We start from the raw sequence: 23583 nt of genomic DNA, 5'->3' as shown, positions 1-23583 counted from the left end.
TTCGCTCACACTTAATGCATATTCTAATATAGTAATAAATATACCTAAGAATCCTCCGGCGGCAATACGTTTACGCGCATAGGAAATTCTGAAGATTGCAATTTGATTTGCTATTGTTTTTCTTAGGAGGCAGCGCCAGAAGCAAAAATGGAACTTAAGTCGCCCGCAAACTCTTGCCGCCGAACGGAACCGCCCCCGCTTCGGCTTTCCTGCCGCCGCGCTTTCGGCTAATCATGCCGGGAATTCACAGGAAGGATCTGGCATATGGCAAAAGTCGCGTTCATCGGTCTCGGCGTCATGGGCTTTCCCATGGCAGGCCACTTGAAAACGAAGGGCGGCCACGACGTCACCGTCTATAACCGCACCGCCGCAAAGGCCGCCGCCTGGGCGGAAAAATTCGGCGGTAAATCCGCCCCGACGCCGGCCGAAGCTGCGGCGGATGCCGATTTCGTCTTCACCTGCGTCGGCAATGACGATGACCTGCGGTCGGTGACCACGAGCAAGGGCGGCGTTCTGGAAGGCATGAAGAAGGGCTCCGTCCTGATCGACAACACCACCGCCAGCGCCGAGGTCGCCCGCGAGCTTTACGAAGCCGCCAAGGCGAAGGGCTGCGATTTCATCGACGCCCCGGTCTCCGGCGGCCAGGCAGGCGCGGAAAACGGCGTGCTGACCGTCATGTGCGGCGGCGACGAAGCCGTCTTCGAGAAAACCAGGCCGGTCATCGATGCCTATGCCCGCATGGTCGGCCTGATGGGCGCGGCCGGCGCCGGCCAGCTGACGAAGATGATCAATCAGATCTGCATCGCCGGCATCGTCCAGGGGCTCGCGGAGGGCATCCATTTTGGCAAGCGCGCCGGCCTCGACATCGAAAAGGTCATCGACGTGATCTCCAAGGGTGCAGCCGGCTCCTGGCAGATGGAAAACCGCCACAAGACCATGAACCAGGGCAAGTACGACTTCGGTTTCGCGGTCGACTGGATGCGCAAGGATCTCGGCATCGTTCTGACCGAAGCGCGAGGCAACGGCGCGAAATTGCCGCTCACCGCCCTCGTCGACCAGTTCTACGGCGACGTGCAGGCCATGGGCGGCAATCGCTGGGACACGTCCTCGCTCCTCGCCCGTCTGGAAAAATGCGCCATTAGGTAGCAGAAACCACAACACCGCATTATTGAGCTTACCGCCTGAGTGAGAAAGTCCGGCATTAATTAGCAAAAACCCGTGGCTACCTAATGCCGGAAAAATCTCCGTATCGTGAGTACCGCTTAATCGGCTGCAGATTCCACATTTGAGTTGGTGGTTGGTCAGAACTGTTTGCAGGCCCGTTGCTCAATTTCGGTGGCAATTGTCATACCTGCGTTAGCGGCGGTTGAAGCGGGTGTTATTGCGCTCGTCTCCACATCCGCCTCAATTCCGATGGCGTGTGCCCCGTAATGCGGAAGAAGCTTTGCGTCAAGCGATCGGGATCGACGAAGCCTACATGGCGAGCGATTTCGTCGAGCGTTTGCCGGCTGTCTTCGACCAGGGGGCGGGCCGCTTCCACGCGCAGTCGTTCGATTGCCTTGGCCGGCGTCATACCGGTGGCCGCCGCGAAGGCTCGGCTGAATTGCCGTATGCTCCCCGCAGTCATGCCAGCTGACGTCCATACGCCATCGTCGTGGGTAAATATCCGGTCTCCGTCAACGCGAAGCGATGGGTATTCGGCCTGCAGTCTCTGCACGTAGGCCCAGTGAGTGGTGGCGGATCGCCCGCTCAAGAGGCCACTTTCGGCCACCAGGAACGCGCCCGTGCAAATGCAAGCGGTCCGGCGTGCATAGGTCGACACATCGCGAATGGCGCTGGCGACTTCGCCCACCCACGGCCCATCCGGCGGACCCAAGGCCCCCGCGACGATAAATGTATCGGTGGATTTGCGCTCCAATCGCTCAGTTGCAACCTCCACTCCGCTGGAACTGCGCACCAACCCACCCCCAATCGAAGCTACGGTGAGCAGATAGTTCTTTCCATACAACTGGTTGGCAATCGATAAAGCCTCAATCGGGCCACTGAGGTCCAGCAACACGAACCCCGGATACACAAGTATAACGACGTGGCGGGCTATGGCCGAAATCCCGGGATCATTGTCCTTTGCAACATCAGACCGCGCCGATAGGGTTACTGTCAACCGGCAAACGAAGATATTCAACGCCTCTCCGACGCCGGGAATAGCGTGGGCGATCGATGCGGGATGCTGCATCAACGCCTCACCTGAAACCCCTCATCGAAAAGAAGACAGGGTCCCGACCAATTGCAGGCAAGAGGTGCAAAAGCATCGTCCCGCAACGTCGCAAAAAGACCCGGGAAGTCTGACACATCGACAATAGGAGACGTCAAATGTTGCGTCGTGAAATGAAAATCATTCGGAGACTGAGCACAGCGATCCTCGCTGGCGCGGTTATTCTCGCTGGAGCCGGCGCTTCTATGGCCGAGCAGCCGGTTGTCGATTTTTTCCAGGACCCCGTCAAACCGGCACTAACCAAGGGGAACATGAAACTTGACGTCTCGAAGGCGGCGCTCGTGGTTATCGACGCGCAGAACGACTTCATGAGCCCTGAAGGGACTGCTTGGCCGGTCCTGGGCGAAGCCGTCACCGAACGCAATGTCGTTTCCCATCTTGATCAGCTCTTCGCCGCAGCAAAGCAGGCAGGAATGGTCGTCGCACTATCGCCTCATCACTACTACAAGTGGGATCACACGTGGAAGGTGCAGGGGCCTCTCGAAATTTTCCAACATAAGCTGGGCATATTCGATAGAAAAGGTCCCTATACGCTCGAGGGTTTCGAGGGCTCGGGGGCAGACTTCCTGCCGCGGTTCAAGAAATACATAGAGGATGGCAAGACTATTATTGCCTCGCCTCACAAGCTGTACGGGCCGCAGCAAAACGACCTTTCCTTCCAGCTCCGCAAACAGGGAGTCACCCAGATCGTCCTTGCCGGGATGCTCGCCAACATGTGCGTTGAATCGCATCTCCACGAGTTCCTTGAAGAAGGATTTGAAGTCGCAGTTATTCGAGACGCCGTAGCCGCGCCCAAGTTACCTGAGGGCGACGGCAATCTGGCGGCATTGATCAACTTCCGATATATGGCAAACGGACTTTGGACGACCGATGAAGCGCTCAAGATGATTGCGCCGTAGTCCAGGGCCCGGGAAATCGGATGGGAAGCCGTCAGTGGCTGATAACCCCATCCGATTTCCCAAACGCATACGGCCGCGACGCCCCATCAGGCCCGACGCTGAACGTGTCCCGTGGTTTTGAAGTAGTATTCAACAAATTGGTGGTCTTTGCTACCTAATGCAGGAAAAATGATCGTGTCAAAGGGCGCGTCTGCACGCGCCCCATCCTGCCGCTACTGCTACCGCGTCACTCTTCGCTGGACTTCGCATTGTCAAGAAGCATGTAGTCGAGCGGCAGCTGCGTCGAATACTTGATCTGCTCCATCGCGAAAGCCGAGGAGACGTCGCGGATCTCGATCTTGGCGATCAGCCGCTTGTAGAAGGCGTCGTAGGCGGCGATATCCGGCACCACGACCCGCAGCAGATAGTCGACATCGCCGCTCATGCGGTAGAATTCGACCACTTCCGAGAAGTCCACGACCACTTCGGAAAAGCGTCTCAGCCACTCGATCGAATGCGTCGCCGTGCGGATCGAGACGAAAACCGTGACCTTCGTGTTGACCTTCTCCGGGTCGAGAATGGCGACACGGCGCTTGATCACGCCGTCTTCTTCCATCTTCTGGATACGGCGCCAGCATGGCGTCGTCGAAAGCCCCACCTTCTTGGCGAGATCAGCGACAGCCAATGTCGAATCTTCTTGCAGGAGACGCAGTATCTTACGGTCGAGACGGTCCATACGCGAAAAGCCCTTTCGAATTATTTTCTCTGTATAACCCGATTCCGGCATGCGAAAAGAATTTTGTTTCAGGAAATGAGCAATTTTACGCGATCGCGCAGCACCGGAAGGAGCTCATCCTCAAACCATGGATTGCGCTTCAGCCAGCCGCTGTTGCGCCAGCTCGGATGCGGCAGCGGCAGGGCCGCCGGGCTGCGGTTCGAAAACAGCGCCTCGCGCCACGCCTTCACCGTCTCCGTCATGTTCTGCTTGCGAGCGCTGCCCATATGCCATGCCTGGGCATATTGCCCGATAGTCAGCACCAGCTCGATCTGCGGCATCTGATCGATCACCCTCTGCCGCCAAAGGCTCGCACATTCCCGCCGCGGCGGCAGGTCGCTTCCCTTGGCGTCGTAGCCCGGAAAACAGAACCCCATCGGCACGATCGCGAACCGGCCGGGATCATAGAATGTCTCCCGGTCCACCTGCAGCCAGTCACGCAGCCGGTCGCCCGAGGCATCGTTGAACGGAATGCCGCTCTCGTGCACCCTGAGCCCCGGTGCCTGCCCGGCAATCAGGATGCGCGCCGTGGACGACATCACCACGACCGGCCGCGGCTCGTGTGGCAGCCGATCGCCTGCCCGCAGCGGCGTATCACGGCAGATGCGGCAGCGGGCAATCTCGCCCTGCAGCCTTGCAATCCCCGTTTCGGCCATCATCTCGCTTGTCATTCCCATCCCGTCACCTGTCCAATGAAGCGTCTCGCAGCGTCAAAGCCTGATTGCCGGCGTTCGTGAAGGCGGACATCCCGCGGCCGCTCGAATGTCCCCGACCAGAGACCTGCCCTTTGTGACCGCGCCCGGCCTTCTTCCCGCTCGTAGCTGCCATATGACACGGCCATGCCTCTGACAACCATCTCTCCATTGATATCGAGACCGCCGCTCTGGCAGACGACGAGCAGCCGGTCATACTGGTCGCGCTCGCTGCCGCCGCATTGCGTGTCGCGCGCGGCGACCAGCCCCTGCAACGTGTCTTTCGCCTGCCGCCCGCAAGCCCAGTTCATGCCGTCTCGCTCGCAGCTCTGGCTGAGTTCCGGCGCGTCGATGCCCTTCAGCCGCATGCGCTCGGTACCGATCGTCAGGCTGTCGCCGTCGGCCGCATGAAACTGCCCGGCATGCACCGTGTCCGGTTTGTCGTTGAGCTTCGCGGCAATCAGCCCGATCAGGGCGAGCATCGCGAAAGCCGTCACGCCGTCGCGTATCGTTCTGAAACCACGCGCCACGCTTTCGCCCCCTTCAAAAACAAATCCTTGGCAAAAATGGCAAACAACTCATTAAGAATTGCCGGTTAAGCTGGAATGATCCAGGGATCAAGCATCATAGTGCACATGAGTACCGGCGTAAGCACATCGACCGATAAGATTATCGTCGACAAATCACGCAGTCACCGTAACAAGCCTGTCTCCAGGGCTGTGCGGCAGACGCGTGAGCGGCTGCAATCCGGCCATTCCTCCGCAGCTGCCTTCGATCGCGACGTGCTCAGGATGTATATGAGCGCCTTCATCCAGGGCGCGACGATCATGCCGCTCTTCGTCATCATCATTGCCGCACTCGGCCTCTACTACACCGGCAACACGCAAATTTTCCCTTGGACCCTGCTGACGCTCACGGCCTACGCTGCAAACGTCTACCTCGTGCGCCGCGCCCGCAAGAAGGAGATAGCCCCTGAGGCGACGCGCAAATGGCGCCGTATTCTGCTTCTCGGGCAACTGACGATCGGCTGCTGCTGGGCCATCTTTGCGCTGCAAGACTGTGGCGCCTGCGATCCTTCCGGCTTCATCCTCTATAAGGGCGCGACGCTGCTGATCGCGCTTTCCGTTACGGCAATGGCGAATTTCATGCTGACGCCTGCCGTCCTCGTCGCCTTCGCACCCGCGGTCGTCGCCCTCGCCGCAAAGGCCGGCATCTCGCGCGACCTGCTTGAGGTGAGCCTCACGGCCGTCTTCACCACGACGGTGGTCTTCTTCAACTACATCAGCGACCGGCTCTTCCAATCGAACCTGAAGATCCTCTCCTTCCAGTCGGAGAAGGACGACCTGATCGCCGAGCTCGAAGTCGCCAAATCCATGTCCGACGAAGCGCGCCGCCGCGCCGAAGAGGCAAATCTTGCCAAGTCGCGCTTCCTCGCCTCCATGTCGCATGAGCTGCGCACGCCGTTAAACGCCATCCTCGGGTTTTCCGAGGTCATGTCCGCCGAGGTCATGGGCCCGCTCAGCAACCCGACCTACAAGGAATATACGGACGACATCCACCGCTCCGGCCAGCATCTCTTGAATCTCATCAACGAGATTCTCGACCTCTCCCGCATCGAAGCCGGAAAATACGAACTCACCGAGGAGGCGATCTCGCTTCTTCATATCGTGGAAGACTGCATCGGCATGGTGCAGCTCCGCGCCGGCAGCAAGAACATTTCCATTACCCAGCAATTCGAACCCGAGCTTCCGGCGCTGTGGGCCGACGAGAAGTCATTGCGTCAGGTCGTGCTCAACCTCCTTTCCAACGCGGTGAAATTCACGCCCAAGGGCGGGGAGATCCACGTCAAGGTCGGCTGGACGGCCGGCGGCGGCCAGTACATCTCCATCAAGGACAATGGCCCGGGCATCCCCGAGGATGAAATCCCTGTCGTTCTCTCCGCTTTCGGCCAGGGCTCGATTGCCATCAAGAGCGCTGAACAGGGCACCGGCCTCGGCCTGCCGATCGTCCAGGCGATCCTTGCCAAGCATGACGGCCAGTTCGTCCTGAGGTCGAAGCTGCGCGAAGGTACCGAGGCGATCGCCATCTTACCTGCCAAGCGCGTGCTGCAGAGCCTGCCCGCCGTCGAGGAGGCGCAGGCCGTCTCCCGCAAGCGGAAGAGCTTCGCGTAGGGTCCGGACCCATAAAGCGGATTCCGTTGGCGGCGGTTCCGGCGGGCGAACCACGAAGATCCACGCCCTGACCGACGGCCCGTGCCGCCCAATCGCTTTCCTTTTGGCCGGTGGCGAGATCGCCGGTTGCACGGCTGGCGAGCTGCTTCTGGAGCAGATGCCCAAGAGCCCGATCCTGCATGCCATCCGCCACAAGGTCGAGGGCAAAGTGACGATGCCGAACATTCCGCCGAAAGCCAGCCGGTACGATCGATCAGCGACGAACGTCCCTGCGGCCGTCGGCCTCGCCGCCTGTCACACCTACTGATTATCATTCAGGGCACGAATTCACGTCAAACAGCCAGACGAGAGCAGCATTTCTTTCGTTCTCACTTGGAGGCCTCGACGGCGCCAAGTAGGTAGCCTCCGTCCCAGTGATAGATCTGCTTGTCGTCGACCGTCACCTTGACGACCGCCTGGAATCCGGCAAGCGCCCCGCTGCCTGCATGGAACGCACAGGTTCCCTGCATCGGGCTGGCGGTGTCATAGGTGACGCAGTACCCGACCGCCGTGTCTCCGTTTCCGACGGTAATGACCGCCGTGCTGCTGCCGAAAAGGGGACTGCCGGTCACCGGCCCATAGTAGAAGATCTTGGAGCCCGCCGGGATCGCCGCGAGGTTCGATTCCGTAATGGTGCAGAAGCTTGGGGTCTCGCCGGTGTACTGGCTGCATTCCTTGGAGATCTTGAGGGGTTGCATAGCCGGCGCAGCGGACGCTACGGATGCCAGTGCCAGGATGGCACCAGCCGACAGTATCAACAGTCTGCTCATTGCCTACTCCTTATGGTCGAATTAAAGTCCGAGATTCTACTCGTTATCTCCGCTCCGAGCAATTCGCGGTTTTGAATCTTCTGGGCTAGGGGTTGCCGTCCGCCTCAACCACCGCCGGCTTGCTATGAGCCCGGACCCTAGGGTCAGACGAATTCGAGCAGATGCCTGCCGATCGTGAAGAGCACGTATAGCCCGCAGGCACCGATCATGCAGACCACGGCGAAGGAACCGAGATCCTTGGCGTGTTTGCCAACCATCGAGATTTCCGGCGAGATGCGGTCGATGACTTCCTCGATCGCCGTGTTCAGCGCCTCGACGGCAAAGAGCATCAGGAACAGCACGACGGCAATCATCATTTCCCAAAGAAAGGCACCGGCGGCCGCGAGCAGCACCAGCGAAACAACCGCGAACAGCAGCTCGTGCCGGAAGGCCGATTCCTTGAGCAGGCGCTGAAAGCCTGCCCAGGAATAGCCAGCGGCAGCAAAGAAATGGCTGACACCGGTCAGCTTGCCTACGGCAGGTTTGGTCAAGGCGCCCTCGTCTTGCGGTCTAGGCGGCCGTAGCCGCCATCCATGAGTAAAAATGCGAATACCGGTTCCCGGTTCCCGCCGCAAGCACCTGTCGCAAAACCTGCACCAATGCCGAAACGCTCAGTGTTTGTTGGTGACACCAGCCTGGGCGAATGTCGCCATTCCGGAATGGCAGGCCGCAGCCGCCTTGACGATGCCGGCGGCAAGTGCCGCCCCCGTGCCTTCGCCGAGCCGCATGCCGAGCGCCAGAAGCGGCGTCTTGCCGAGCATCTCGATCGCCCTGAGATGCCCCGGCTCGCCGGAGACGTGGCCGATCAGGCAGTGGTCGAGCGCCGAAGGATTGGCCGCCTGCAGGATCGCGCCTGCCGCCGTCGCCACGTAGCCATCGATCAAAACCGGGATCTTCTCGACGCGCGCGGCAAGGATGGCGCCCGCCATCGCGGCAATCTCGCGGCCGCCGAGGCGGCGCATGATTTCCAGCGGATCGTTCAGATGATCGCGGTGCAGCTCCACGGCGCGCTCGACAGCAGCCACCTTGCGCTCCAGCATCGCGCCCTCGGAACCGGTTCCGGGGCCAACCCAGTCGCGTGCCGAGCCGCCGTAGAGCGCATAATTGATCGCCGCTGCGATCGTCGTGTTGCCGATGCCCATCTCGCCGATGCAGAGCAGGTCCGTACCGCCGGCAATCGCCTCCATGCCGAAGGCCATGGTCGCCGCGCAGTCGCGCTCGGAAAGCGCTGCCTCTTCCGTGATATCGCCTGTCGGATAGTCGAGCGCCAGGTCGAAGACCTTCAGGCCGAGATCGTAGGCGACGCAGATCTGGTTGATCGCCGCGCCGCCGGCGGCAAAGTTCTCCACCATCTGCTGGGTCACTGTTGGCGGGAAAGGCGTAATTCCCTGTCTCGTTACGCCGTGATTGCCGGCGAAGATCGCGACCAGCGGCCGGTTGACGGCCGGCGCCCTGCCCGTCCAGGCCGCCAGCCAGAAGGCGATTTCCTCGAGGCGCCCGAGCGCGCCCGGCGGCTTCGTCAACTGCGCGTCACGCTCGCGTGCGGCCACCAGCGCCCGGGCATCCGGCCCCGGCAGGTCGCGCAGCAGCGCACGGAAATCGTCAAACGGCAGGCCTGAAACGCTCATGGATGCAGATTCCTTGTATTCCTGGAACATTGGTGCAAGCCAACTTGTCATTTTCCGGCAAATCGGCTTCTTTCGTGGCGAGTCTATTAACGGCAGCGGCTAGGCGTCACAACATCAAAAGCGCCGCACCTTCCATGCGCGAAGCGGGGGACATGAACATTAAGGCCTATGCGCTCGACACCGTCCGAGCCGTCGCTTTCCTGAGCCGTTTTCCCGTGCCGCAATGGCTTTTTTCCGGCGATGACGGAAAGCTGAGCCGCACGGTGCGTGCTTTCCCGCTGGCCGGGATCCTGATCGGGCTCATCCCGGCCGCCGTATTCTTCATCCTCCTTGGCCTGCGCGCCGACCGTCTGATGGCAGCACTCGTGGCGCTCGCCGTCCAGATCATCATCACCGGCGCTCTGCACGAAGATGGGCTTTCCGATACCGCTGACGGCATCGGCGGCGGCCGCGACCGCGACCATGCGCTTACGATCATGAAGGACAGCCGCATCGGCAGTTATGGCGCGATCGCGCTCGTTCTCTCGATCGCGCTTCGAGCTTCCGCACTTGCCGCCATTGCACGCGAAGTTCCGCCTCTTGCCGCCGTCTTCGCGATTCCCGCCGCAGCTTGCCTCAGCCGCGCGGCCCTTGTCTGGCACTGGCACCGCCTTCCGCCCGCAAAAAAGGATGGGCTCGCCGCCTCGTCCGGTCGGCCTGACGAAGGTGCGATGCACCTCGCCCTCGTCACTGGCTGCCTTTTTTCCGCCCTTCTCGTCTGGCCGGTGTTCGGTCTGCTGGCGTTCGTCTGTAGCCTGCTCGCAACCGGCATCGCCGTGCTTGCCTTCACGCTCTATATCCGCCGCAAGCTGGCCGGCCATACCGGAGACACGCTCGGCGCCGCCCAGCAGATTTCCGAGATCGCGGCGCTCTGCGCCCTTGCCACCGCCTTGTGAAATCACGATATTTTGCCCATGCAAACACCCTGCATCCATGTATGCTCGCTTGATCCCGCAACCGGCTTTTGTATCGGCTGCGGCCGCACCCTTGGCGAGATTGGCAACTGGATGTCCTATTCCGATAGCGAGAGGCAGCAGATCATGGCCGTACTGCCCGCGCGTCTGTCTGCCCAGCCGGCCATATTGGTCGGCGAGACGAGCGCAGTGCCGGAGCATCGCTCATGAACCGGCTTGCCATCTTTCTGCTTATCCTCGCCGTCGGGCTTGCCGTGCTCTTCTACAATCATGACAGCGGACGCGTGCTCGGCATGAACACCAATGATTTCGGCCGCATGGTCTATCTCCTGCCGATCGCGCTGATGCTGTCGGCCGGCGTCTGGGCGAGCCGCCGCAGTGCGGGCGAAACCATCCGCAACCTGATGATCTGGCTGGTGATCATCCTGGCGCTTGCGACCGTCTACCTCTACCGCCAGGACCTGCTCGGTGTCGGAAACCGCCTGCTCGCCGGTCTCGTGCCCGGCCATGCCGTCGTCGTCACCACCAGCGAAGGCGGCAGCGAGATCATCCTGCACAAGCTGCTGAACGGCCATTTCGAGGCCGACGTCTCGGTTAACGGCCAGACCATCCAGATGCTCGTCGATACCGGCGCCAGCATGGTGGCATTGTCGCGCGCAGACGCCGAACGCATCGGCATCATCCCCGAAAATCTCACTTATTCGATGACGGTCATGACTGCAAACGGCCGCGCCCGCGCGGCACCCGTGACGCTCGACCGCGTCGCCATAGGCCCGATTGTCCGCACCGACGTCGCCGCCAGCGTCGCCGAACACGACATGCTCGAGCAGAGCCTGCTCGGCATGAGCTTCCTCGAAACACTCGGTTCGCTGCAGATTCAGACGGACGAACTCAGGATGCGCGACTAAGAGCGGAACGCAGCCCGATATTCTTCAATCCATGGAACTTTGCCTCGGGCAGCCGGGTTGAAGGGATTGAAAGGAGCTGCGCATGGAGAACCTCTCAAAACAACTCGCGGAAGAATATATGCGCCTGGGCGGCCATCGCCGCGCGGTGATCGACGATAACCTCGTATCCACTCGCTGCTGGGAACAGGATACGCCCGAGGCGGCACAATTCTGGACGGACCGCATCGACACCCTGGAGCCCGCTCGGCGCCGGCAGGTCGTGTGCTTCCTTCCGACGATCAACCGGATCTGATCCGCGCTAAAAAACTTACTCTGAAAGGAGCCGGTCATGTCGAACAGCGTCAAGACCGGCGGTGGGGAGGCGTTTAACGGCGTCAGCCGTACCAATTTCGGTAACTCGGTCGAAAGCCAGGCCCAGATCGAAGATGCCGCCAGGGAAGCCTCCGCAGAAGTAGGCAACGGCGAGGCCCTCAACGTTTATCGCCTCGTCCCTGCCGCACCGCCGGAGGACCCGAACTGGCAGAACTCTCCCTCGCACGGCGAAGTGGTGGTCGCCGCCCGTACGGCTGGCGATGCCCGCATCGTCGCGGCCAGCCGCGAACTTGATTTCATGGAGGTCGATGCAGCGCCCGCCGAAGACGTAACGACGGCGAACGCCAGTGCCTTCCGCAACGAGAAGCTCTATACCGTCATCGAGATCGACCGTGACAGGCGCGACCTGCAACGCGGCGTCGTCGAAGGCTTGATCACCGTCGACAACATCCGTCCGACTGAGTTCTGACGAACGGACTCAGTTCCTCAGCCGGTACCCCGTCTTGAAAATCCACGCCAGCGTTCCGAGGCAAAGCGCGAGGAAGATGGCGACCATCGAGAGACTGGCAAGCGGGTTCACATCCGCGATGCCAAAGAAACTCCAGCGGAAGCCGCTGACCAGATAGAGCACCGGGTTGAAATGGCTGACCGCCTGCCAGAAGGGCGGCAGCATGTTGATCGAGTAGAAGCTCCCGCCGAGGAAGGTGAGCGGCGGCACGACCAGCATCGGGATGAGGTTCAGCTGCTCGAAATTGCCCGCCCATATGCCGATCATGAAGCCGAACAGGCTGAAGGTGATCGCCGTTAGCAGGAAGAACAGGATCATCATGAATGGATGTTCGATCCTGACGTCCACGAAGATGTTGGCGGTCAGCAGGATGATGACGCCGATCAGTAGCCCCTTGGTCGTCGCCGCGCCCACATAGCCGAGCAGAATCTCCGTCATGGCCACCGGCGCCGAGAGCACCTCGTAGATCGTGCCCGTGAATTTCGGAAAATAGATGCCGAAGGAGCCGTTGCTGATGCATTGCCCGAGCAGCGTCAGCATGATCAACCCCGGCGTGATGAAGGCGCCGTAGGAAACGCCTTCCACCTCCTGGATGCGCGAGCCGATCGCAGCCCCGAAGACGATGAAATAGAGCGAGGTCGAGATCACAGGCGAAACGACGCTCTGCAGCAATGTGCGGCGCGTGCGCGCCATCTCGAAGAAATAGATCGACTTGACGGCTTCGAAGTTCATTTCGCGCCTCCCACCAGCGCTACGAAGATATCCTCGAGCGAACTCTGCCGCGTCGAGAGATCCTTGAAGTGGATGTCCTGCGCCGCAAGGCGGGTGAGCAGTGCGGCGATACTCTCCTGCTCGTTGTGCGCGTCGTAATCATAGATCAGCCGGCTGCCGTCCGGCTCTAGTGACAGTCCGTTTCCGGAGAAACAGTCCGGCAGCTTGTCCAGCGGTTCGACAAGCTCGAGGATCAGCTGCTTGCGGCCGAGCTTCGTCATCAGCGCGGTCTTGTCTTCCACCAGGAGCAACTCGCCGCCGTTGATGACGCCGACGCGGTCGGCGATCTCCTCGGCCTCTTCGATGTAGTGCGTCGTCAGGATGATGGTGACGCCGGATTCCCGCAGCTTCTCGACGACGCGCCACATGTCTTTTCGCAGCGTCACGTCAACGCCCGCGGTCGGCTCGTCAAGGAACAGGATCTCGGGCTCGTGGCTGAGCGCCTTGGCGATCAGCACGCGACGCTTCATGCCGCCCGAAAGCTCCCGCAGCATATTGTCCTTCTTGCTCCAGAGCGAAAGCTCTCGCAGCACCTTTTCGATATGCGCCGGGTCCGGCTTCTTGCCGTGCAGTCCGCGGGAGAAGGTCACGGTGTTCCAGACCGTCTCGAACTGGTCCGTCGTCAACTCCTGCGGCACCAGACCGATCATCGTCCGCGTTGCGCGGAAATCCTTGACGACATCGTGTCCCGCGACCAGCACTTGGCCGCCGCTCGGATTGACGATGCCGCAGATGATCGAGATCATCGTGGTCTTGCCCGCGCCGTTCGGGCCAAGGAGCGCCAGGATCTCGCCCTTTTCGACATCGAGATCGATGCCCTTCAGCGCCTCGAACCCATTGGCGTAGCGTTTCGTGAGATTTCGGATGGAAATGATGGGAGCCATTGCTGAATTCTTGAGTATTTCCTCGTTTTTCGCCCGCTATATAGCCCCTCTGCGACACTTTTGACATCCCACCGAGGATGAACAGACTATTCACGGAAAGAAGAGTGTCGGCTGCACGCAAGTCGCAAAGAAAAATCCACCTGAGGTTCCATTTGTCATCAAGCGGTGATTTTCGTCGCGTACAAAAACGACCGAGGCAAGCAACGGTTTCCGCGCCGCCGCCCTTCTCTTGCGGAACCGTCCCAGGGCGCTCGTTACGCCCGTTTCCGCTGCCTCGGCATTTGGTAACCAGTCACTGCCAGTCACAAAGTTCTCCAGTTCCGGCCTCGCGTTTCCCCTGCCCGGCCGGTCAGCTTTCGAGCCGGCCCTGAGCCGGCTTTCTTTTTTTCGGCAACAGTCGGCCCGAACCGCTCGCTTGGACGCCCGCCGGCATCATTGCTTAAGTGACATAGCTGGAGTAAATTTTCGCTTGGTAGCCGCCCGGCCTCACCTCGACGGTTTGGCCAGCTTTGCCTTCGCACAATGGAGGGCGCAGGCATGGATTTCCCCTTACCTGAGAACGAGGCTGAACGCTTGGCCGCGGTACAGGCCTACGGCGTTTACGGTACCGACCCCGAAGCCGGATTCGATGACCTCACCGATCTCGCCGCCCTGATCGCCGGTGCTCCGATCGCGATGGTCAACATCGTCGGCGACACCAAGATATGGATCAAATCCCGTCACGGCGTTCCTTCCGACCTCGAAGAAGTCCCTCGCGGCGGTGTCTGCTGCTCCTACGCGCTCTGCCGCAGCGACATGTTGGTTGTCCCCGACACGCACGCCGACGACCGCTTCAAGACGCTGCCTTTCATCGCGACGGAACCCTTCATCCGCTTCTATGCAGGCATGCCACTGATAGATTCAGGCGGTCATGCTCTGGGCACGCTCTGCATCCTGGACCTCGCCCCGCGCGAGCTCGCCTTCGACACTGCCGAAGGCATCCGACGCCTCGCGCGCCAAACCATCGCCCAGCTCGAACTGCGCCTGAAGCTCGCCGAGGTTCAGCGCTCGCAGCAGGCATTGGCCGCCGAGAAGCAGCGCTCGGACAGCCTGCTCCTCAACATCCTCCCGCTCAAGATAGCCGCGGAATTGACTGAAAAGGGCTCGGTCGAGCCCCGCCACCATCCCTCCGCGACGATCCTCTTCACCGATTTCGTCGACTTCACCAAATCCGCCGTCGAACTCTCCCCTCGGGAGTTGATCGATGACCTCGACATGTACTTCTCCGAGTTCGACAGCATCGTCGCGCGGCATGGGCTGGAGAAGCTCAAGACCATCGGAGATTCCTACATGTGCGCCGGCGGTCTGATGCAGGGCCGCAAGGACCACGCGGTCCGCTGCTGCCTTGCGGCGCTCGATATCAGGCGCTTTGTCGTGTCGTCGAACCACCGCTGGGCCGCGATCGGGCAGCGGCCATGGCACCTGCGCATCGGCCTGCATACCGGCAGTGTGATGTCCGGCGTCGTCGGTCGGAAGAAGTTCACCTATGATGTCTGGGGCGACGCAGTGAATATCGCAGCTCGTATGGAGAGCACGGACGAAGCCGACCAGGTGAACATCTCCGAGGGCACCTATCAACACGTAAAGTCATACTTCGACTGCACCCCGCGAGGTGCCCTTGAGGTGAAAAACAAGGGCAAGATGACGATGTACTTCCTCGAACGGCTGAAACCGGAATATGCGGCGGATGCGGCGGGCGTGGAGGCGAACGAGCATCTGAGGAAAGCTCTCGCCGGTACGTCGGTCACCTGGTCCCTGCACTGACCGACCGCGCTCCGGACCACGTGGCGCTGCCAGTCACGAAGTTCTCCTGTTCCGGCCTCGCGCTCCTGCCCTGGCAGTCAGCATCGAGCCGGCCGGAACCGGCTTTCCTTTTCCCGCGAGAGTCCCTTACTGCAGCTTCTGGTCCACCGCAGTCGACGCGCCTCAAGCGCTTTTAGGGCCTTTCCGGGAGCGTGCCGACATGTTCAGTGCCACCGCGGCGCGAATGAGCGCCTTCAGCGCCTCTTCATCGATCTGCTCGCCCTCGTGGAAATCGATGGCACGTCTGGTGTTGCCTTCGAGGCTGGAATTGAAGAGGCTAGAAGGATCTTCCAGCGAGGCGCCCTTGGCGAAGGTCAGCTTGACGGCGTTCTTGTAGGTTTCCCCGGTGCAGATGATCCCGCCGTGCTCCCACACGGGAACCCCCAACATGTTTGAGGGCTTTCTCCATTTCACCTCCTCGACCACCTCGGGATCGGCGTGCTTTATGAGCGTTCGGATCCGGGCCAGCATCTCGCCCCGCCAGTCGCTCAGCGCCTTGATCCGCGCATCGATCAGCTGCGAGGCTTCCTCTTTCCCTTCCGGGGCAGCGGCAACGTCAATCTTGGGCATGGCGGTTTCCTCGACAATACGCGATCTTGCTTTCGGGCTTTGGTCTTTTGCCATCTAGCACGATTTCACGCAGGCGTAACGCAGGCATGACAGCGTCTGGCGCCCACGGACTTGCGGTCCGTCGCGGATTGGCTTCGGTCGAGCTTGTCGCCGCGCTCTACGCCTGTTTGAGGCGATGCCGATGCGCCGCCTGTTTGGCGCGGTTGCCGCACATGGCCATGCTGCACCAGCGCCTGCGGTGCCCGCGCGTATGGTCGGCGAAGAGCAAGGTGCAGGTTGGACCCTCGCAGGCTTTCACGTCCGAGAAGTCCTCCGTGCAGACGAAACGCCCAAGCGCTTCGCCGATGGGCAAAAGTAGCGCCTCCGGCGAGCGCCACTTGCGCATTGCCTGAAACTCGAGTCCCTCGCCCTCATCCGCCTGTTGCGCAACGATCCGGCTGAAGCCTTCGTCGCGCTCCAGCAGGCGGTTCAGCGGTTCCAATTCGTCCAGCACACCGGCTGTCAGCGGCCGGCCCTTATGCTTGCGCACGAAAGCCCGGAACCATTCGCGCAGGTTCCTCGCCTGGTCGGCGACCTTGTCGAGTTCGCCGGGTAGCGCCTCGGCCCGCATCGCCTCCAGCGTCTCGCGCGGCACCAGCACCGCCTGCTCCAGCCAACCCAGCAGCCCCTCGCCGTCCTCGATCCAGTCGACTGGCGTGTCGACGGGTGTTGCCACCGAATTCAGGAAATCCAGTCCCAGCGCATCGCCGACGAAAATGGCGGGAGAGCGGTTGTCCATCATAACTCCTGTTCCGGGCGCGCCTGACACTCAATGCAGGCGACCTCTCGAAAATATAAATTTCATATAACCTCTCCAATGACGGTTGACAAGTTACGCTGCATCGTCGTAACCATTCCGAATCACTTAGATAGGTTACTAACACAACACGCATCCGCCGCAGCGAGCAGGCGGCTGCCGATCCAGATGGGAGAATTGACAATGCGTGCGATCGTTCTTGAGAAATTCGGCGGACTGGACAGCCTGGTCTACAAGGATATTCCGGAGCCGGAACCGAAGGCCGGTCACGTCGTCATCGAGATCAAGGCCTTCGGGCTCAACCATGCCGAGATGCATATGCGCCGCGGCGAATGGGCCGAGGCGGCACCGGTCAGCGGCATCGAATGCGTGGGCATCGTGAAATCCTGCCCCGGCGGCGAGTTCCCGGTCGGCGCCAAGGTGGCGGCGCTGATGGGCGGCCTCGGCCGCACCATCAACGGCAGCTATGCGGAATATACGCGCGCCCCGGTTTCCAACGTCGCCCTGATCGAGGCAGACCTGCCTTGGGCCGAACTCGCCGCCATCCCCGAAACCTACGCGACCGCCTGGACCTGCCTGTTCCGCAATCTGGAGATCGAGAAGGGGCAGTTGCTCGTGATACGCGGTGCGACCTCCTCCTTTGGCCAGGCGGCGCTCAAGATGGCGGTCAACGCCGGCGTTCGGGTAATCGCCACGACGCGCAATCGCGACCGCTTTGCCCTGCTTGAGAAATTGGGCGCCGAGCGCTGTGAGATCGAGCGCCCCGACCTGTCGAGACACATTGCCGAAGCGAAGGCGATCGATGCGGTGCTCGATCTAGTGGGTAATAGCGTGGTATTGGATTCCCTGGCCATGCTCCGCCGCGGGGGTCGCTCCTGCCTCGCCGGATGGCTCGGCGGGCTTGATCCGATCCCCGATTTCAACCCGCTGCTGCAGATGCCAAGCGGCGTCTATCTGACATTCTTCGGCAGCTTCGTGTTCGGCACGCCTGGCTTCCCGCTCTCGGACGTGCCCCTTCAGCAGATCGCCGCCGAGGTTGCGGCTGGCCGGCTCGATGTGAAACCGGCGAGAATTTTCCGCTTCGAAGAAATTCGCGAGGCGCACCGCGTCATGGAGGCCAATGAAGCTGGTGGAAAGATCGTCGTGGTGCACGCCTGACCAAGCAGAGAAATGAACCAATCACTGTAACCATGCAAACCCAATGTGACAGGTTAAGAAAGGACTACGACCATGACCAGCATCAGTTACCGCACCGCCACTGTCGACGGCACGAAAGTCTTCTATCGCGAGGCCGGTTCGCCCGGTGCTGCCAAACTCCTGTTGCTGCACGGCTTTCCGAGCTCCAGCCATATGTTCCGCGATCTGATCCCGCTGCTTGCCGATCGCTATCACATTGTCGCGCCCGACCTTCCGGGCTTTGGCCAGTCCGATAGGCCGGCGCGCGGCAACAGCTTCGACAGCATCGCCGAGACGATCGACCGCTTCACCGAGATCATCGGTTTCGACCGTTACGCCGTCTATGTCTTCGATTACGGCGCGCCGACCGGATTCCGGCTGGCGGCGAAGCATCCGGAGCGCATCACGGCGATTATCTCACAGAACGGCAATGCCTATGAGGAGGGGCTGAGCGAAGGCTGGAACCCGATCCAGGCCTATTGGCGCGATGCCTCGGAGGAAAACCGCAATGCACTGAGGGCCTTGCTCAAGCCGGAAACGACGGTATGGCAGTATACGCACGGCGTCTCCGATGTCACCAAGGTCTCGCCCGACGGATATTCGCTCGATAGTTTCTATCTGGCGCGGCCGGACGCGGAAGAGGTTCAGCTCGATCTCTTCGGTGACTACAAGAGCAATGTCGCGCTCTACCCGGCGTTCCAGACCTATTTCCGCACCCATAAGCCGCGCCTCCTGGCGGTCTGGGGCAAGAACGATCCCTTCTTCCTGCCGCCGGGCGCAGAGGCCTTCCGCCGCGATGTTCCCGATGCCGTCGTGAAGTTCTTCGACACCGGCCACTTCGCGCTTGAAACCCATGCGGCCGAGATCGCCGCCGAGATCCGCGATTTCCTCCGTTGATCCCTGCTTCCCGCGCCTGCGCCCCGCTTCCCCCATCTGGCGGCGGGGCAATGCCCACCGGCGTACAGGTCAACGAAGTGCTGCCCCGATAGCGATTTTCCAGGGTCTCGCTAGCTGCTATAATCCCGTCAACCGTTGGCCATCAGTTATGGAGGGGACGGCCATGAAAATGGGATGGAGAGCGAACTGCCTGGTCATGCCGTCGGCGGCGCTGGCCTTGCTGACATTCACCGGAATGGCCTCCGCCGGTCCGATGGACGAGCTGGTGGCAACCGCCAAGGCCGAGGCCAAGCTCACGGTTATCGCCCTGCCGCGCGACTGGTGTGGATACGGCGTCATCATCGACGGCTTCAAGGCGAAATACGGCCTGACGATCAACGAACTTTTGCCGGACGCGGGATCGGCCAAGGTGATTGACACGATCAGGAAGGCGCGGAACGCAACCGACCCGCAAACGCCGGACGTGATCGACGTCGGCCTGTCTTTCGCCTCATCGGCGAAAAGGGACGGCCTCCTGCAGCCTTACAAGGTGGCAACGTGGGCCGCCATTCCGGACGCCGCCAAGGATGCGGACGGATATTGGTACGGCGGTTACTACGGGACGATCGCCTTCGAAGTGAACGCGGATATCGTCACGAAGATGCCGACGGATTGGGCAGACCTCGCCTCGCGGGATTACCGAAATGCGGTCGGCCTCGCCGGCGATCTTGCCTCAAATCAAGCGATCCAGAGCGTCTTCGCCGCCGGCCTATCGGCCGCCAACGGCGGTGTCGACCATGCGGCCGATCAGGGCATGAAGCTCTTTGCGGACCTCAACCGCAAGGGCAACTTCGTTCCCATCGTCGGCAATTCCGATTCGCTCGTCGACGGGCGGACACCCATCCTCATCCGCTGGGACTACCTTGCGCTCGGCGACCGCGAACGACTAAGGGGCAAGACCAGGATCGAGATCGTCAGGCCGAAGACCGGCGTCGTCGCCGGCGTCTATGCCCAGGCGATCAGCGCGTTCGCTCCGCATCCGAACGCGGCCCGACTGTGGATCGAATACCTATATTCGGACGAGGCGCAGCTCGCCTTCCTGAACGGCCACTGCCATCCGATCCGCGTGGCAGACCTGATGCGCAGCGGGAAGGTACCGGCCGGCTTGGGGGGAACGCTCGCGCAGTTCCGAGGTTCCGGTACCGAGGCCGATCCGCTCTTCCCGACCCTCGAGCAGCAGGAAAAGGCAACGGAGATCATCACCAAAGGGTGGGAGGGCGTCGTCGGCGCTAAGATCCAATGCCCCGACGGCAGCCCTTCCGGTATCCCTATGGTTTTCAATGAAAGCGCCGTCGGACTGTGCGCCATCCCGCAGTAGCTCGCAGAAAACGGTTACAGCATCGAACTGCCGCGAAGTCTTGGAGCGACAGTCCCGAACTGATTGATGTGGAGCGACGGCACCTCACGAGGAAGGTATCTGCGGGTCCTGCACCAGGTAGAACTCGGGAACCGGCGTGACATCAGTAATAAAAAAGCCAAACGCCCCGCGGTCTACCGGATCGACGTGGCCGTTGGAGAAGCTCAGCCGATCGAAACTCTCGAAATGGCTCTCGAAACGGGCAAACCGGTTCGACGAGATGACATCAGGATTGCGGCTCGTCTGATCGAATGACAGGCCGTCATAGAAGTCGCTTGGTTTGCCGCGAATCTCTTGAAGTTCGAATTCGAACCCGATCCAGGCCAATCCGCTGTCGTTCACGGCGACGACCCGCAGATGAAAGTTGCCCTCGGGAAACCCGTGATTTTTAAGTGGTTTTGCGGCCCTGATCACCAGTGTGACCGGCGTGGCCGAGATGAGCTCCTCGTTGATTTCTATCGGATCGGCTTTCGTCCCTGAGCCCGTAACGGACAGGATGCGGAAGCCGCCAAGCTCGTCGGAGAAGGAATAGTCCCCAGCATACCAGCGTCCGTCGTCAGCCGGCCCGGCACTGATGAGCGGCAGTGCCAGTAATGCAGCCAGAATTCGCAAGTGACGCGTCATCGATCTACTTCCTTCAGAGGAATATCGGACCCACGCGGCGAATTTAAACACGGCCATGGCGACGGTGGCAGTCGCCCGTAGTGCTTAGTACCCAATATAGTTTGCCACAGACGATCGCCGCCGCCTAGATCGGCCCTCCCCGCCCATCAGATCCACCCGCACAGGCCCGGCTCATCGGTTCGTGCTCCCGTGTTGGTCCCGGAATGCTGCCTCTCCGGCGTCCGACACCTCGACCCACTTCTTGTCGGGCGCCGCGCCTGAGACGTAGCTGTCGTGCCAGTTCCACCACTTGTAGGTCGGGGTTTGAGGATAGCCTTCCGGCGAGTCCTCCCAGACCTCTTGCCGGCCGAGCGGCGTGATGTCGAGATAGTTCCAGGTACCACCCATCTGCTCGTCGCCGCGGTTGTTGATGAAGTAGGTGCGGAACACACGGTCGCCGTCGCGGTAGAACACGTTCGTGCCATGCCACTCGTCCACGCCGAAGTCGACGTCGAAACTATCCGTAATGGTGTACCACGGCATCTCCCAGCCCATGCGCGCCTTCAGCCGCGCGATATCCGCCTGGGGCGCACGCGACACGAAAACGAGGGTGGTGTCACGGGCGTTCAGATGGGCGACGTGGGCGACTTGGTCGGCCACCATGGAGCAGCCCCGGCAGGCGTGGTCGGGCCAGCCGAAGACTCCCGGTTCGAAGAAGGCGCGGTAAACAACCAGCTGACGCCTGCCATCGAACAGGTCGAGCAGGCTTGCGCTGCCCGCAGGCCCGTCGAACGCATAGGCCTTTTCCACGGCCATCCACGGCATTCGCCGCCGCTCGGCGGCAAGGGCATCGCGGGCTCTGCTTTGGGCCTTTTCCTTCACCAGTAGCTGCATGCGGGCAGTCTCCCACGCCTGCGGCGACACGATGGGCGGTGTATGCATGGCAGGCTGTCCGCCTTTCCGTTCGTTCTCGGCTGAGGTGGTCATGGCTTTCGAAACCTCCTGATTTGGGCGAATTCCCCGCCTCGTGCCTGAAGCGCGATATTCGCGGCTCATCGCTCGTTATGTTCGAGAGATAGTCTGGCATCGGAAATCGAACAGTGGGAGTAACAAGTGTGGCGGCATTCCGATGGGAGTCGCCGATTGCCGCCGCAGCGCCTGCGCCCTGAGCGGGTGCTCCCTTCCACTGCAGCTTTGAACCGTGTGGCATCGCGCCGTCGCCCACCCGCGCTCGCGCTTCGAAGCATCGCGATGGTTCCAGCAAGCGGCGTTCTGGAACGCGATCGGACGAGCGCGAGGTCCGGATCAGGTCACGGTCTTATTCGACTTCAGCAAGGCAAGACCGGCATCAGGTCGACTGCAAGTAAGGCGCGGAGATGCGCTGGCGGCCGCCGGCTATGTCCCGTATATTCGCGAGGCAAGTTCCTTCACGCGCCGGGGCGTGGCCGCCTCGATCTCGTCTAAATAGTCCAAAAAGCTGTCCTGGTTTGAGAATGAAAAAATGCGCGCCTTGTACTTGAGATCATCTGAAAGCGGGCGTTCGTGCATGAGCTGTTCGGAAGTCTTGTCAACGAACATCGCGTCGACATAGGGAGCATAGCAAGCGATCGCCCGGATATCATTCATTAGGCCCCTGTTAATGATGGTCTTTTGCCCCTGAACGACGCGACGCGCAACCGCAGCAAAGAGGTATGACGAAATGCGATGGTGCGGCAACTCCCTGTAGATTTTTGATGACCAAAAGTCCCGGACCGCCTGACCAGCCTGATCCGCCGGAACACCTGCCTTGGCCATCAGCTTGAGCAGTGCGCGAACCTCGCATTGAATGGGCGCGGCAATTGCATTGACGGAAATCTCAGGGTCAGGGTCCCATTTTCTTCGCTCGGAAGCTGTCAGCGCTCCCACCTTTGCGGGCAGTATTGACCCCAGTTCACTTTTCAGAACGTCGGCGAAACGTGGCTTTTTCTTTGCCCATTGGACCGCAAGCTTTTCCATTTCGGAATGAGTTTGGTCGCGTGTTCGTCGTAGATCATCTGCAAAGACGCTATAGTCGGATCGCACAGAAATATGCAGGTCTGGCAGCCAATCGTTCCGTCTATCCTCAAGGACTTCGTCGACAGAGAAATCAAATTCCAACGGCTTGCTAGCTAGGAAGGCCTCAGCCGCGTCCATGATTTGATTGAATTCAACGGTGGTTGTGTCAGTCAACTGAACATCGCCGCCGATGAACTCGTAAGCCTCTCTTAGCTCGATGGCACTGTGAAAGACCGTGGTCTCGTCTCGATGAATGTCAGAATGTGGTAGAATAACTTGTTGAAGGAGAACAAGACGACGCAGACGCTCGTGCAGCTTCTTGGCAAAGGCCTCGTGACCAGGATTTACCCTGCCACGAGACTCGATGTTGAAAAGCAAGCTAAAGACGAACTGATCAAGATAAATTACCTTCTTATCCAAAGGGGGTAGGTCTTCCTCGAGCGTATAGCGGCATTTTGAACAGCGCATCGTTAAGGAGTGCCCGCCCGCTCGGAGAAGGCCAAACGTCTTCTCGCCACATTTAGCGCAGTTTGAGAAAGGACCACGCTCCCAAACAAATGCCTTCAAGTATTCGCCATCCCTTCAAGCCTTCGAATACTTAATATGAAGGTAGCGAGCCCACATCAACCCTCTAAGGGACAGCGAGCCTGCTTTTGCGCGGAAAGACGT

27 protein-coding genes are annotated in these 23583 nt (G+C 60.7%); 13 read left to right on the top strand and 14 right to left on the bottom strand.

Annotated features, from left to right (window positions below; translation table 11 throughout):
* The first annotated feature begins 255 nt into the window (after positions 1–255).
* Positions 256–1146, top strand: a complete 891-nt coding sequence (locus HGP14_RS17075; protein ID WP_312862149.1) for an NAD(P)-dependent oxidoreductase — start codon at positions 256–258, stop codon at positions 1144–1146.
* A gap of 232 nt (positions 1147–1378) precedes the next feature.
* Here the strand turns inward: HGP14_RS17075 and HGP14_RS17070 are convergent, their stop codons facing one another.
* Positions 1379–2233, bottom strand: coding sequence for a GlxA family transcriptional regulator (locus tag HGP14_RS17070; RefSeq protein ID WP_168831050.1), 855 nt, complete (start codon positions 2231–2233; stop codon positions 1379–1381).
* Between the two features lie 137 nt (positions 2234–2370).
* On the opposite strand from HGP14_RS17070, the gene HGP14_RS17065 reads away from it, so the two are divergent.
* Positions 2371–3171, top strand: coding sequence for an isochorismatase family cysteine hydrolase (locus tag HGP14_RS17065; RefSeq protein WP_246704490.1), 801 nt, complete (start codon positions 2371–2373; stop codon positions 3169–3171).
* A gap of 226 nt (positions 3172–3397) precedes the next feature.
* Here the strand turns inward: HGP14_RS17065 and HGP14_RS17060 are convergent, their stop codons facing one another.
* From HGP14_RS17060 to HGP14_RS17050, 3 genes are all read right to left on the bottom strand, one after another.
* The gene (locus tag HGP14_RS17060) at positions 3398–3886 is read right to left on the bottom strand and encodes an Lrp/AsnC family transcriptional regulator (protein WP_168831049.1); all 489 of its coding nucleotides are present in this window, start codon (positions 3884–3886) and stop codon (positions 3398–3400) included.
* Between the two features lie 68 nt (positions 3887–3954).
* Positions 3955–4596, bottom strand: a complete 642-nt coding sequence (locus HGP14_RS17055) for a uracil-DNA glycosylase family protein (protein ID WP_205927214.1) — start codon at positions 4594–4596, stop codon at positions 3955–3957.
* Positions 4593–5147: a thermonuclease family protein gene (locus tag HGP14_RS17050; RefSeq protein ID WP_168831048.1), complete on the bottom strand. Its 555-nt coding sequence runs from the start codon at positions 5145–5147 to the stop codon at positions 4593–4595. Before HGP14_RS17050 ends, HGP14_RS17055 begins: the two co-directional genes overlap by 4 nt.
* Positions 5148–5252: 105 nt before the next feature.
* Here HGP14_RS17050 and HGP14_RS17045 point away from each other — a divergent pair, with 105 nt between their 5' ends.
* Positions 5253–6788 carry a sensor histidine kinase gene (locus HGP14_RS17045; RefSeq protein WP_168831047.1) on the top strand — a complete coding sequence of 512 codons (1536 nt, stop codon included), beginning with the start codon at positions 5253–5255 and terminating at the stop codon, positions 6786–6788.
* Positions 6789–6945: 157 nt separating this feature from the next.
* The gene (locus tag HGP14_RS17040; protein ID WP_168831046.1) at positions 6946–7095 is read left to right on the top strand and encodes a hypothetical protein; all 150 of its coding nucleotides are present in this window, start codon (positions 6946–6948) and stop codon (positions 7093–7095) included.
* A gap of 61 nt (positions 7096–7156) precedes the next feature.
* On the opposite strand, the gene HGP14_RS17035 is transcribed toward HGP14_RS17040, so the two are convergent.
* From HGP14_RS17035 to cobT, 3 genes are all read right to left on the bottom strand, one after another.
* Positions 7157–7597 (bottom strand): hypothetical protein, encoded by a 441-nt coding sequence (locus HGP14_RS17035; protein WP_168831045.1) that lies wholly within the window; start codon positions 7595–7597, stop codon positions 7157–7159.
* 143 nt (positions 7598–7740) lie between these two features.
* Positions 7741–8127 carry a diacylglycerol kinase gene (locus HGP14_RS17030; protein WP_168831044.1) on the bottom strand — a complete coding sequence of 129 codons (387 nt, stop codon included), beginning with the start codon at positions 8125–8127 and terminating at the stop codon, positions 7741–7743.
* Positions 8128–8247: 120 nt separating this feature from the next.
* Complete coding sequence (gene cobT / locus HGP14_RS17025) at positions 8248–9264, bottom strand: nicotinate-nucleotide--dimethylbenzimidazole phosphoribosyltransferase (RefSeq protein WP_168831043.1); 1017 nt, start codon at positions 9262–9264, stop codon at positions 8248–8250.
* 152 nt (positions 9265–9416) lie between these two features.
* Between cobT and HGP14_RS17020 the strand changes: the two genes are divergently transcribed.
* The 5 genes from HGP14_RS17020 (at position 9417) to HGP14_RS17000 (ending at position 11906) form a co-directional block, all read left to right on the top strand.
* Positions 9417–10199 (top strand): adenosylcobinamide-GDP ribazoletransferase, encoded by a 783-nt coding sequence (locus HGP14_RS17020; RefSeq protein WP_168831042.1) that lies wholly within the window; start codon positions 9417–9419, stop codon positions 10197–10199.
* An 18-nt stretch (positions 10200–10217) separates the two neighbouring features.
* Positions 10218–10427 carry a DUF1289 domain-containing protein gene (locus tag HGP14_RS17015; protein WP_168831041.1) on the top strand — a complete coding sequence of 70 codons (210 nt, stop codon included), beginning with the start codon at positions 10218–10220 and terminating at the stop codon, positions 10425–10427.
* Positions 10424–11125, top strand: a complete 702-nt coding sequence (locus tag HGP14_RS17010; RefSeq protein ID WP_168831040.1) for a TIGR02281 family clan AA aspartic protease — start codon at positions 10424–10426, stop codon at positions 11123–11125. Before HGP14_RS17015 ends, HGP14_RS17010 begins: the two co-directional genes overlap by 4 nt.
* A gap of 82 nt (positions 11126–11207) precedes the next feature.
* Positions 11208–11417 (top strand): hypothetical protein, encoded by a 210-nt coding sequence (locus HGP14_RS17005; protein ID WP_168831039.1) that lies wholly within the window; start codon positions 11208–11210, stop codon positions 11415–11417.
* Positions 11418–11453: 36 nt separating this feature from the next.
* Positions 11454–11906: a hypothetical protein gene (locus HGP14_RS17000; protein WP_168831038.1), complete on the top strand. Its 453-nt coding sequence runs from the start codon at positions 11454–11456 to the stop codon at positions 11904–11906.
* A gap of 9 nt (positions 11907–11915) precedes the next feature.
* Here the strand turns inward: HGP14_RS17000 and HGP14_RS16995 are convergent, their stop codons facing one another.
* The gene (locus HGP14_RS16995; RefSeq protein ID WP_168831037.1) at positions 11916–12677 is read right to left on the bottom strand and encodes an ABC transporter permease; all 762 of its coding nucleotides are present in this window, start codon (positions 12675–12677) and stop codon (positions 11916–11918) included.
* The gene (locus tag HGP14_RS16990; protein WP_168831036.1) at positions 12674–13600 is read right to left on the bottom strand and encodes an ABC transporter ATP-binding protein; all 927 of its coding nucleotides are present in this window, start codon (positions 13598–13600) and stop codon (positions 12674–12676) included. Before HGP14_RS16990 ends, HGP14_RS16995 begins: the two co-directional genes overlap by 4 nt.
* 537 nt (positions 13601–14137) lie before the next feature.
* On the opposite strand from HGP14_RS16990, the gene HGP14_RS16985 reads away from it, so the two are divergent.
* Positions 14138–15403: an adenylate/guanylate cyclase domain-containing protein gene (locus HGP14_RS16985; protein WP_168831035.1), complete on the top strand. Its 1266-nt coding sequence runs from the start codon at positions 14138–14140 to the stop codon at positions 15401–15403.
* Between the two features lie 162 nt (positions 15404–15565).
* Here the strand turns inward: HGP14_RS16985 and HGP14_RS16980 are convergent, their stop codons facing one another.
* On the bottom strand, positions 15566–16012 hold the full coding sequence (locus HGP14_RS16980; protein ID WP_168831034.1) for a DUF1801 domain-containing protein: 447 nt from the start codon (positions 16010–16012) through the stop codon (positions 15566–15568).
* Positions 16013–16169: 157 nt separating this feature from the next.
* A complete protein-coding gene (locus HGP14_RS16975; protein WP_168831290.1) occupies positions 16170–16790 on the bottom strand; it encodes a CGNR zinc finger domain-containing protein in 621 nt (206 codons plus the stop codon).
* Positions 16791–16991: 201 nt separating this feature from the next.
* On the opposite strand from HGP14_RS16975, the gene HGP14_RS16970 reads away from it, so the two are divergent.
* The 3 genes from HGP14_RS16970 (at position 16992) to HGP14_RS16960 (ending at position 20238) form a co-directional block, all read left to right on the top strand.
* Positions 16992–17966 carry a zinc-binding alcohol dehydrogenase family protein gene (locus tag HGP14_RS16970; protein WP_168831033.1) on the top strand — a complete coding sequence of 325 codons (975 nt, stop codon included), beginning with the start codon at positions 16992–16994 and terminating at the stop codon, positions 17964–17966.
* A gap of 72 nt (positions 17967–18038) precedes the next feature.
* Positions 18039–18881 carry an alpha/beta fold hydrolase gene (locus tag HGP14_RS16965; RefSeq protein ID WP_168831032.1) on the top strand — a complete coding sequence of 281 codons (843 nt, stop codon included), beginning with the start codon at positions 18039–18041 and terminating at the stop codon, positions 18879–18881.
* A gap of 169 nt (positions 18882–19050) precedes the next feature.
* Positions 19051–20238 (top strand): ABC transporter substrate-binding protein, encoded by a 1188-nt coding sequence (locus tag HGP14_RS16960; RefSeq protein WP_409527085.1) that lies wholly within the window; start codon positions 19051–19053, stop codon positions 20236–20238.
* Between the two features lie 84 nt (positions 20239–20322).
* Here HGP14_RS16960 and HGP14_RS16955 read toward each other — a convergent pair whose 3' ends face one another.
* From HGP14_RS16955 to HGP14_RS16945, 3 genes are all read right to left on the bottom strand, one after another.
* Entirely contained in the window at positions 20323–20901 is a 579-nt protein-coding gene (locus HGP14_RS16955) for a hypothetical protein (protein WP_246704489.1), read from the bottom strand.
* Positions 20902–21072: 171 nt separating this feature from the next.
* The gene (locus HGP14_RS16950; protein WP_168831030.1) at positions 21073–21867 is read right to left on the bottom strand and encodes a DUF899 domain-containing protein; all 795 of its coding nucleotides are present in this window, start codon (positions 21865–21867) and stop codon (positions 21073–21075) included.
* Between the two features lie 408 nt (positions 21868–22275).
* Positions 22276–23334, bottom strand: coding sequence for a hypothetical protein (locus HGP14_RS16945; protein WP_168831029.1), 1059 nt, complete (start codon positions 23332–23334; stop codon positions 22276–22278).
* Positions 23335–23583 lie beyond the last annotated feature (249 nt).

Origin of the sequence: Rhizobium sp. P32RR-XVIII (genome assembly GCF_012641395.1) — a bacterium.
Classification (GTDB): Bacteria; Pseudomonadota; Alphaproteobacteria; order Rhizobiales; family Rhizobiaceae; genus Rhizobium.
The sequence above is the reverse complement of the archived record's forward strand: the minus strand, read 5'-3'. Positions and strand labels throughout refer to the sequence as shown.

Bases quoted from the DNA above. Each gene is read 5' to 3' on its own strand.
- HGP14_RS17035 (WP_168831045.1), bottom strand. From the start codon at position 7,597: ATGAGCAGACTGTTGATACTGTCGGCTGGTGCCATCCTGGCACTGGCA.
- HGP14_RS16970 (WP_168831033.1), top strand. From the start codon at position 16,992: ATGCGTGCGATCGTTCTTGAGAAATTCGGCGGACTGGACAGCCTGGTC.
- HGP14_RS17045 (WP_168831047.1), top strand. From the start codon at position 5,253: ATGAGTACCGGCGTAAGCACATCGACCGATAAGATTATCGTCGACAAA.
- HGP14_RS16980 (WP_168831034.1), bottom strand. From the start codon at position 16,012: ATGCCCAAGATTGACGTTGCCGCTGCCCCGGAAGGGAAAGAGGAAGCC.
- HGP14_RS17010 (WP_168831040.1), top strand. From the start codon at position 10,424: ATGAACCGGCTTGCCATCTTTCTGCTTATCCTCGCCGTCGGGCTTGCC.
- HGP14_RS17070 (WP_168831050.1), bottom strand. From the start codon at position 2,233: ATGCAGCATCCCGCATCGATCGCCCACGCTATTCCCGGCGTCGGAGAG.
- HGP14_RS16960 (WP_409527085.1), top strand. From the start codon at position 19,051: ATGGGATGGAGAGCGAACTGCCTGGTCATGCCGTCGGCGGCGCTGGCC.
- HGP14_RS17055 (WP_205927214.1), bottom strand. From the start codon at position 4,596: ATGACAAGCGAGATGATGGCCGAAACGGGGATTGCAAGGCTGCAGGGC.
- HGP14_RS17065 (WP_246704490.1), top strand. From the start codon at position 2,371: ATGTTGCGTCGTGAAATGAAAATCATTCGGAGACTGAGCACAGCGATC.
- HGP14_RS17040 (WP_168831046.1), top strand. From the start codon at position 6,946: ATGCCCAAGAGCCCGATCCTGCATGCCATCCGCCACAAGGTCGAGGGC.
- HGP14_RS16950 (WP_168831030.1), bottom strand. From the start codon at position 21,867: ATGACCACCTCAGCCGAGAACGAACGGAAAGGCGGACAGCCTGCCATG.
- HGP14_RS17005 (WP_168831039.1), top strand. From the start codon at position 11,208: ATGGAGAACCTCTCAAAACAACTCGCGGAAGAATATATGCGCCTGGGC.
- HGP14_RS17000 (WP_168831038.1), top strand. From the start codon at position 11,454: ATGTCGAACAGCGTCAAGACCGGCGGTGGGGAGGCGTTTAACGGCGTC.
- HGP14_RS16965 (WP_168831032.1), top strand. From the start codon at position 18,039: ATGACCAGCATCAGTTACCGCACCGCCACTGTCGACGGCACGAAAGTC.
- HGP14_RS16985 (WP_168831035.1), top strand. From the start codon at position 14,138: ATGGATTTCCCCTTACCTGAGAACGAGGCTGAACGCTTGGCCGCGGTA.
- HGP14_RS16955 (WP_246704489.1), bottom strand. From the start codon at position 20,901: ATGACGCGTCACTTGCGAATTCTGGCTGCATTACTGGCACTGCCGCTC.
- cobT (WP_168831043.1), bottom strand. From the start codon at position 9,264: ATGAGCGTTTCAGGCCTGCCGTTTGACGATTTCCGTGCGCTGCTGCGC.
- HGP14_RS16990 (WP_168831036.1), bottom strand. From the start codon at position 13,600: ATGGCTCCCATCATTTCCATCCGAAATCTCACGAAACGCTACGCCAAT.
- HGP14_RS17060 (WP_168831049.1), bottom strand. From the start codon at position 3,886: ATGGACCGTCTCGACCGTAAGATACTGCGTCTCCTGCAAGAAGATTCG.
- HGP14_RS17015 (WP_168831041.1), top strand. From the start codon at position 10,218: ATGCAAACACCCTGCATCCATGTATGCTCGCTTGATCCCGCAACCGGC.
- HGP14_RS16995 (WP_168831037.1), bottom strand. From the start codon at position 12,677: ATGAACTTCGAAGCCGTCAAGTCGATCTATTTCTTCGAGATGGCGCGC.
- HGP14_RS16975 (WP_168831290.1), bottom strand. From the start codon at position 16,790: ATGGACAACCGCTCTCCCGCCATTTTCGTCGGCGATGCGCTGGGACTG.
- HGP14_RS17020 (WP_168831042.1), top strand. From the start codon at position 9,417: ATGAACATTAAGGCCTATGCGCTCGACACCGTCCGAGCCGTCGCTTTC.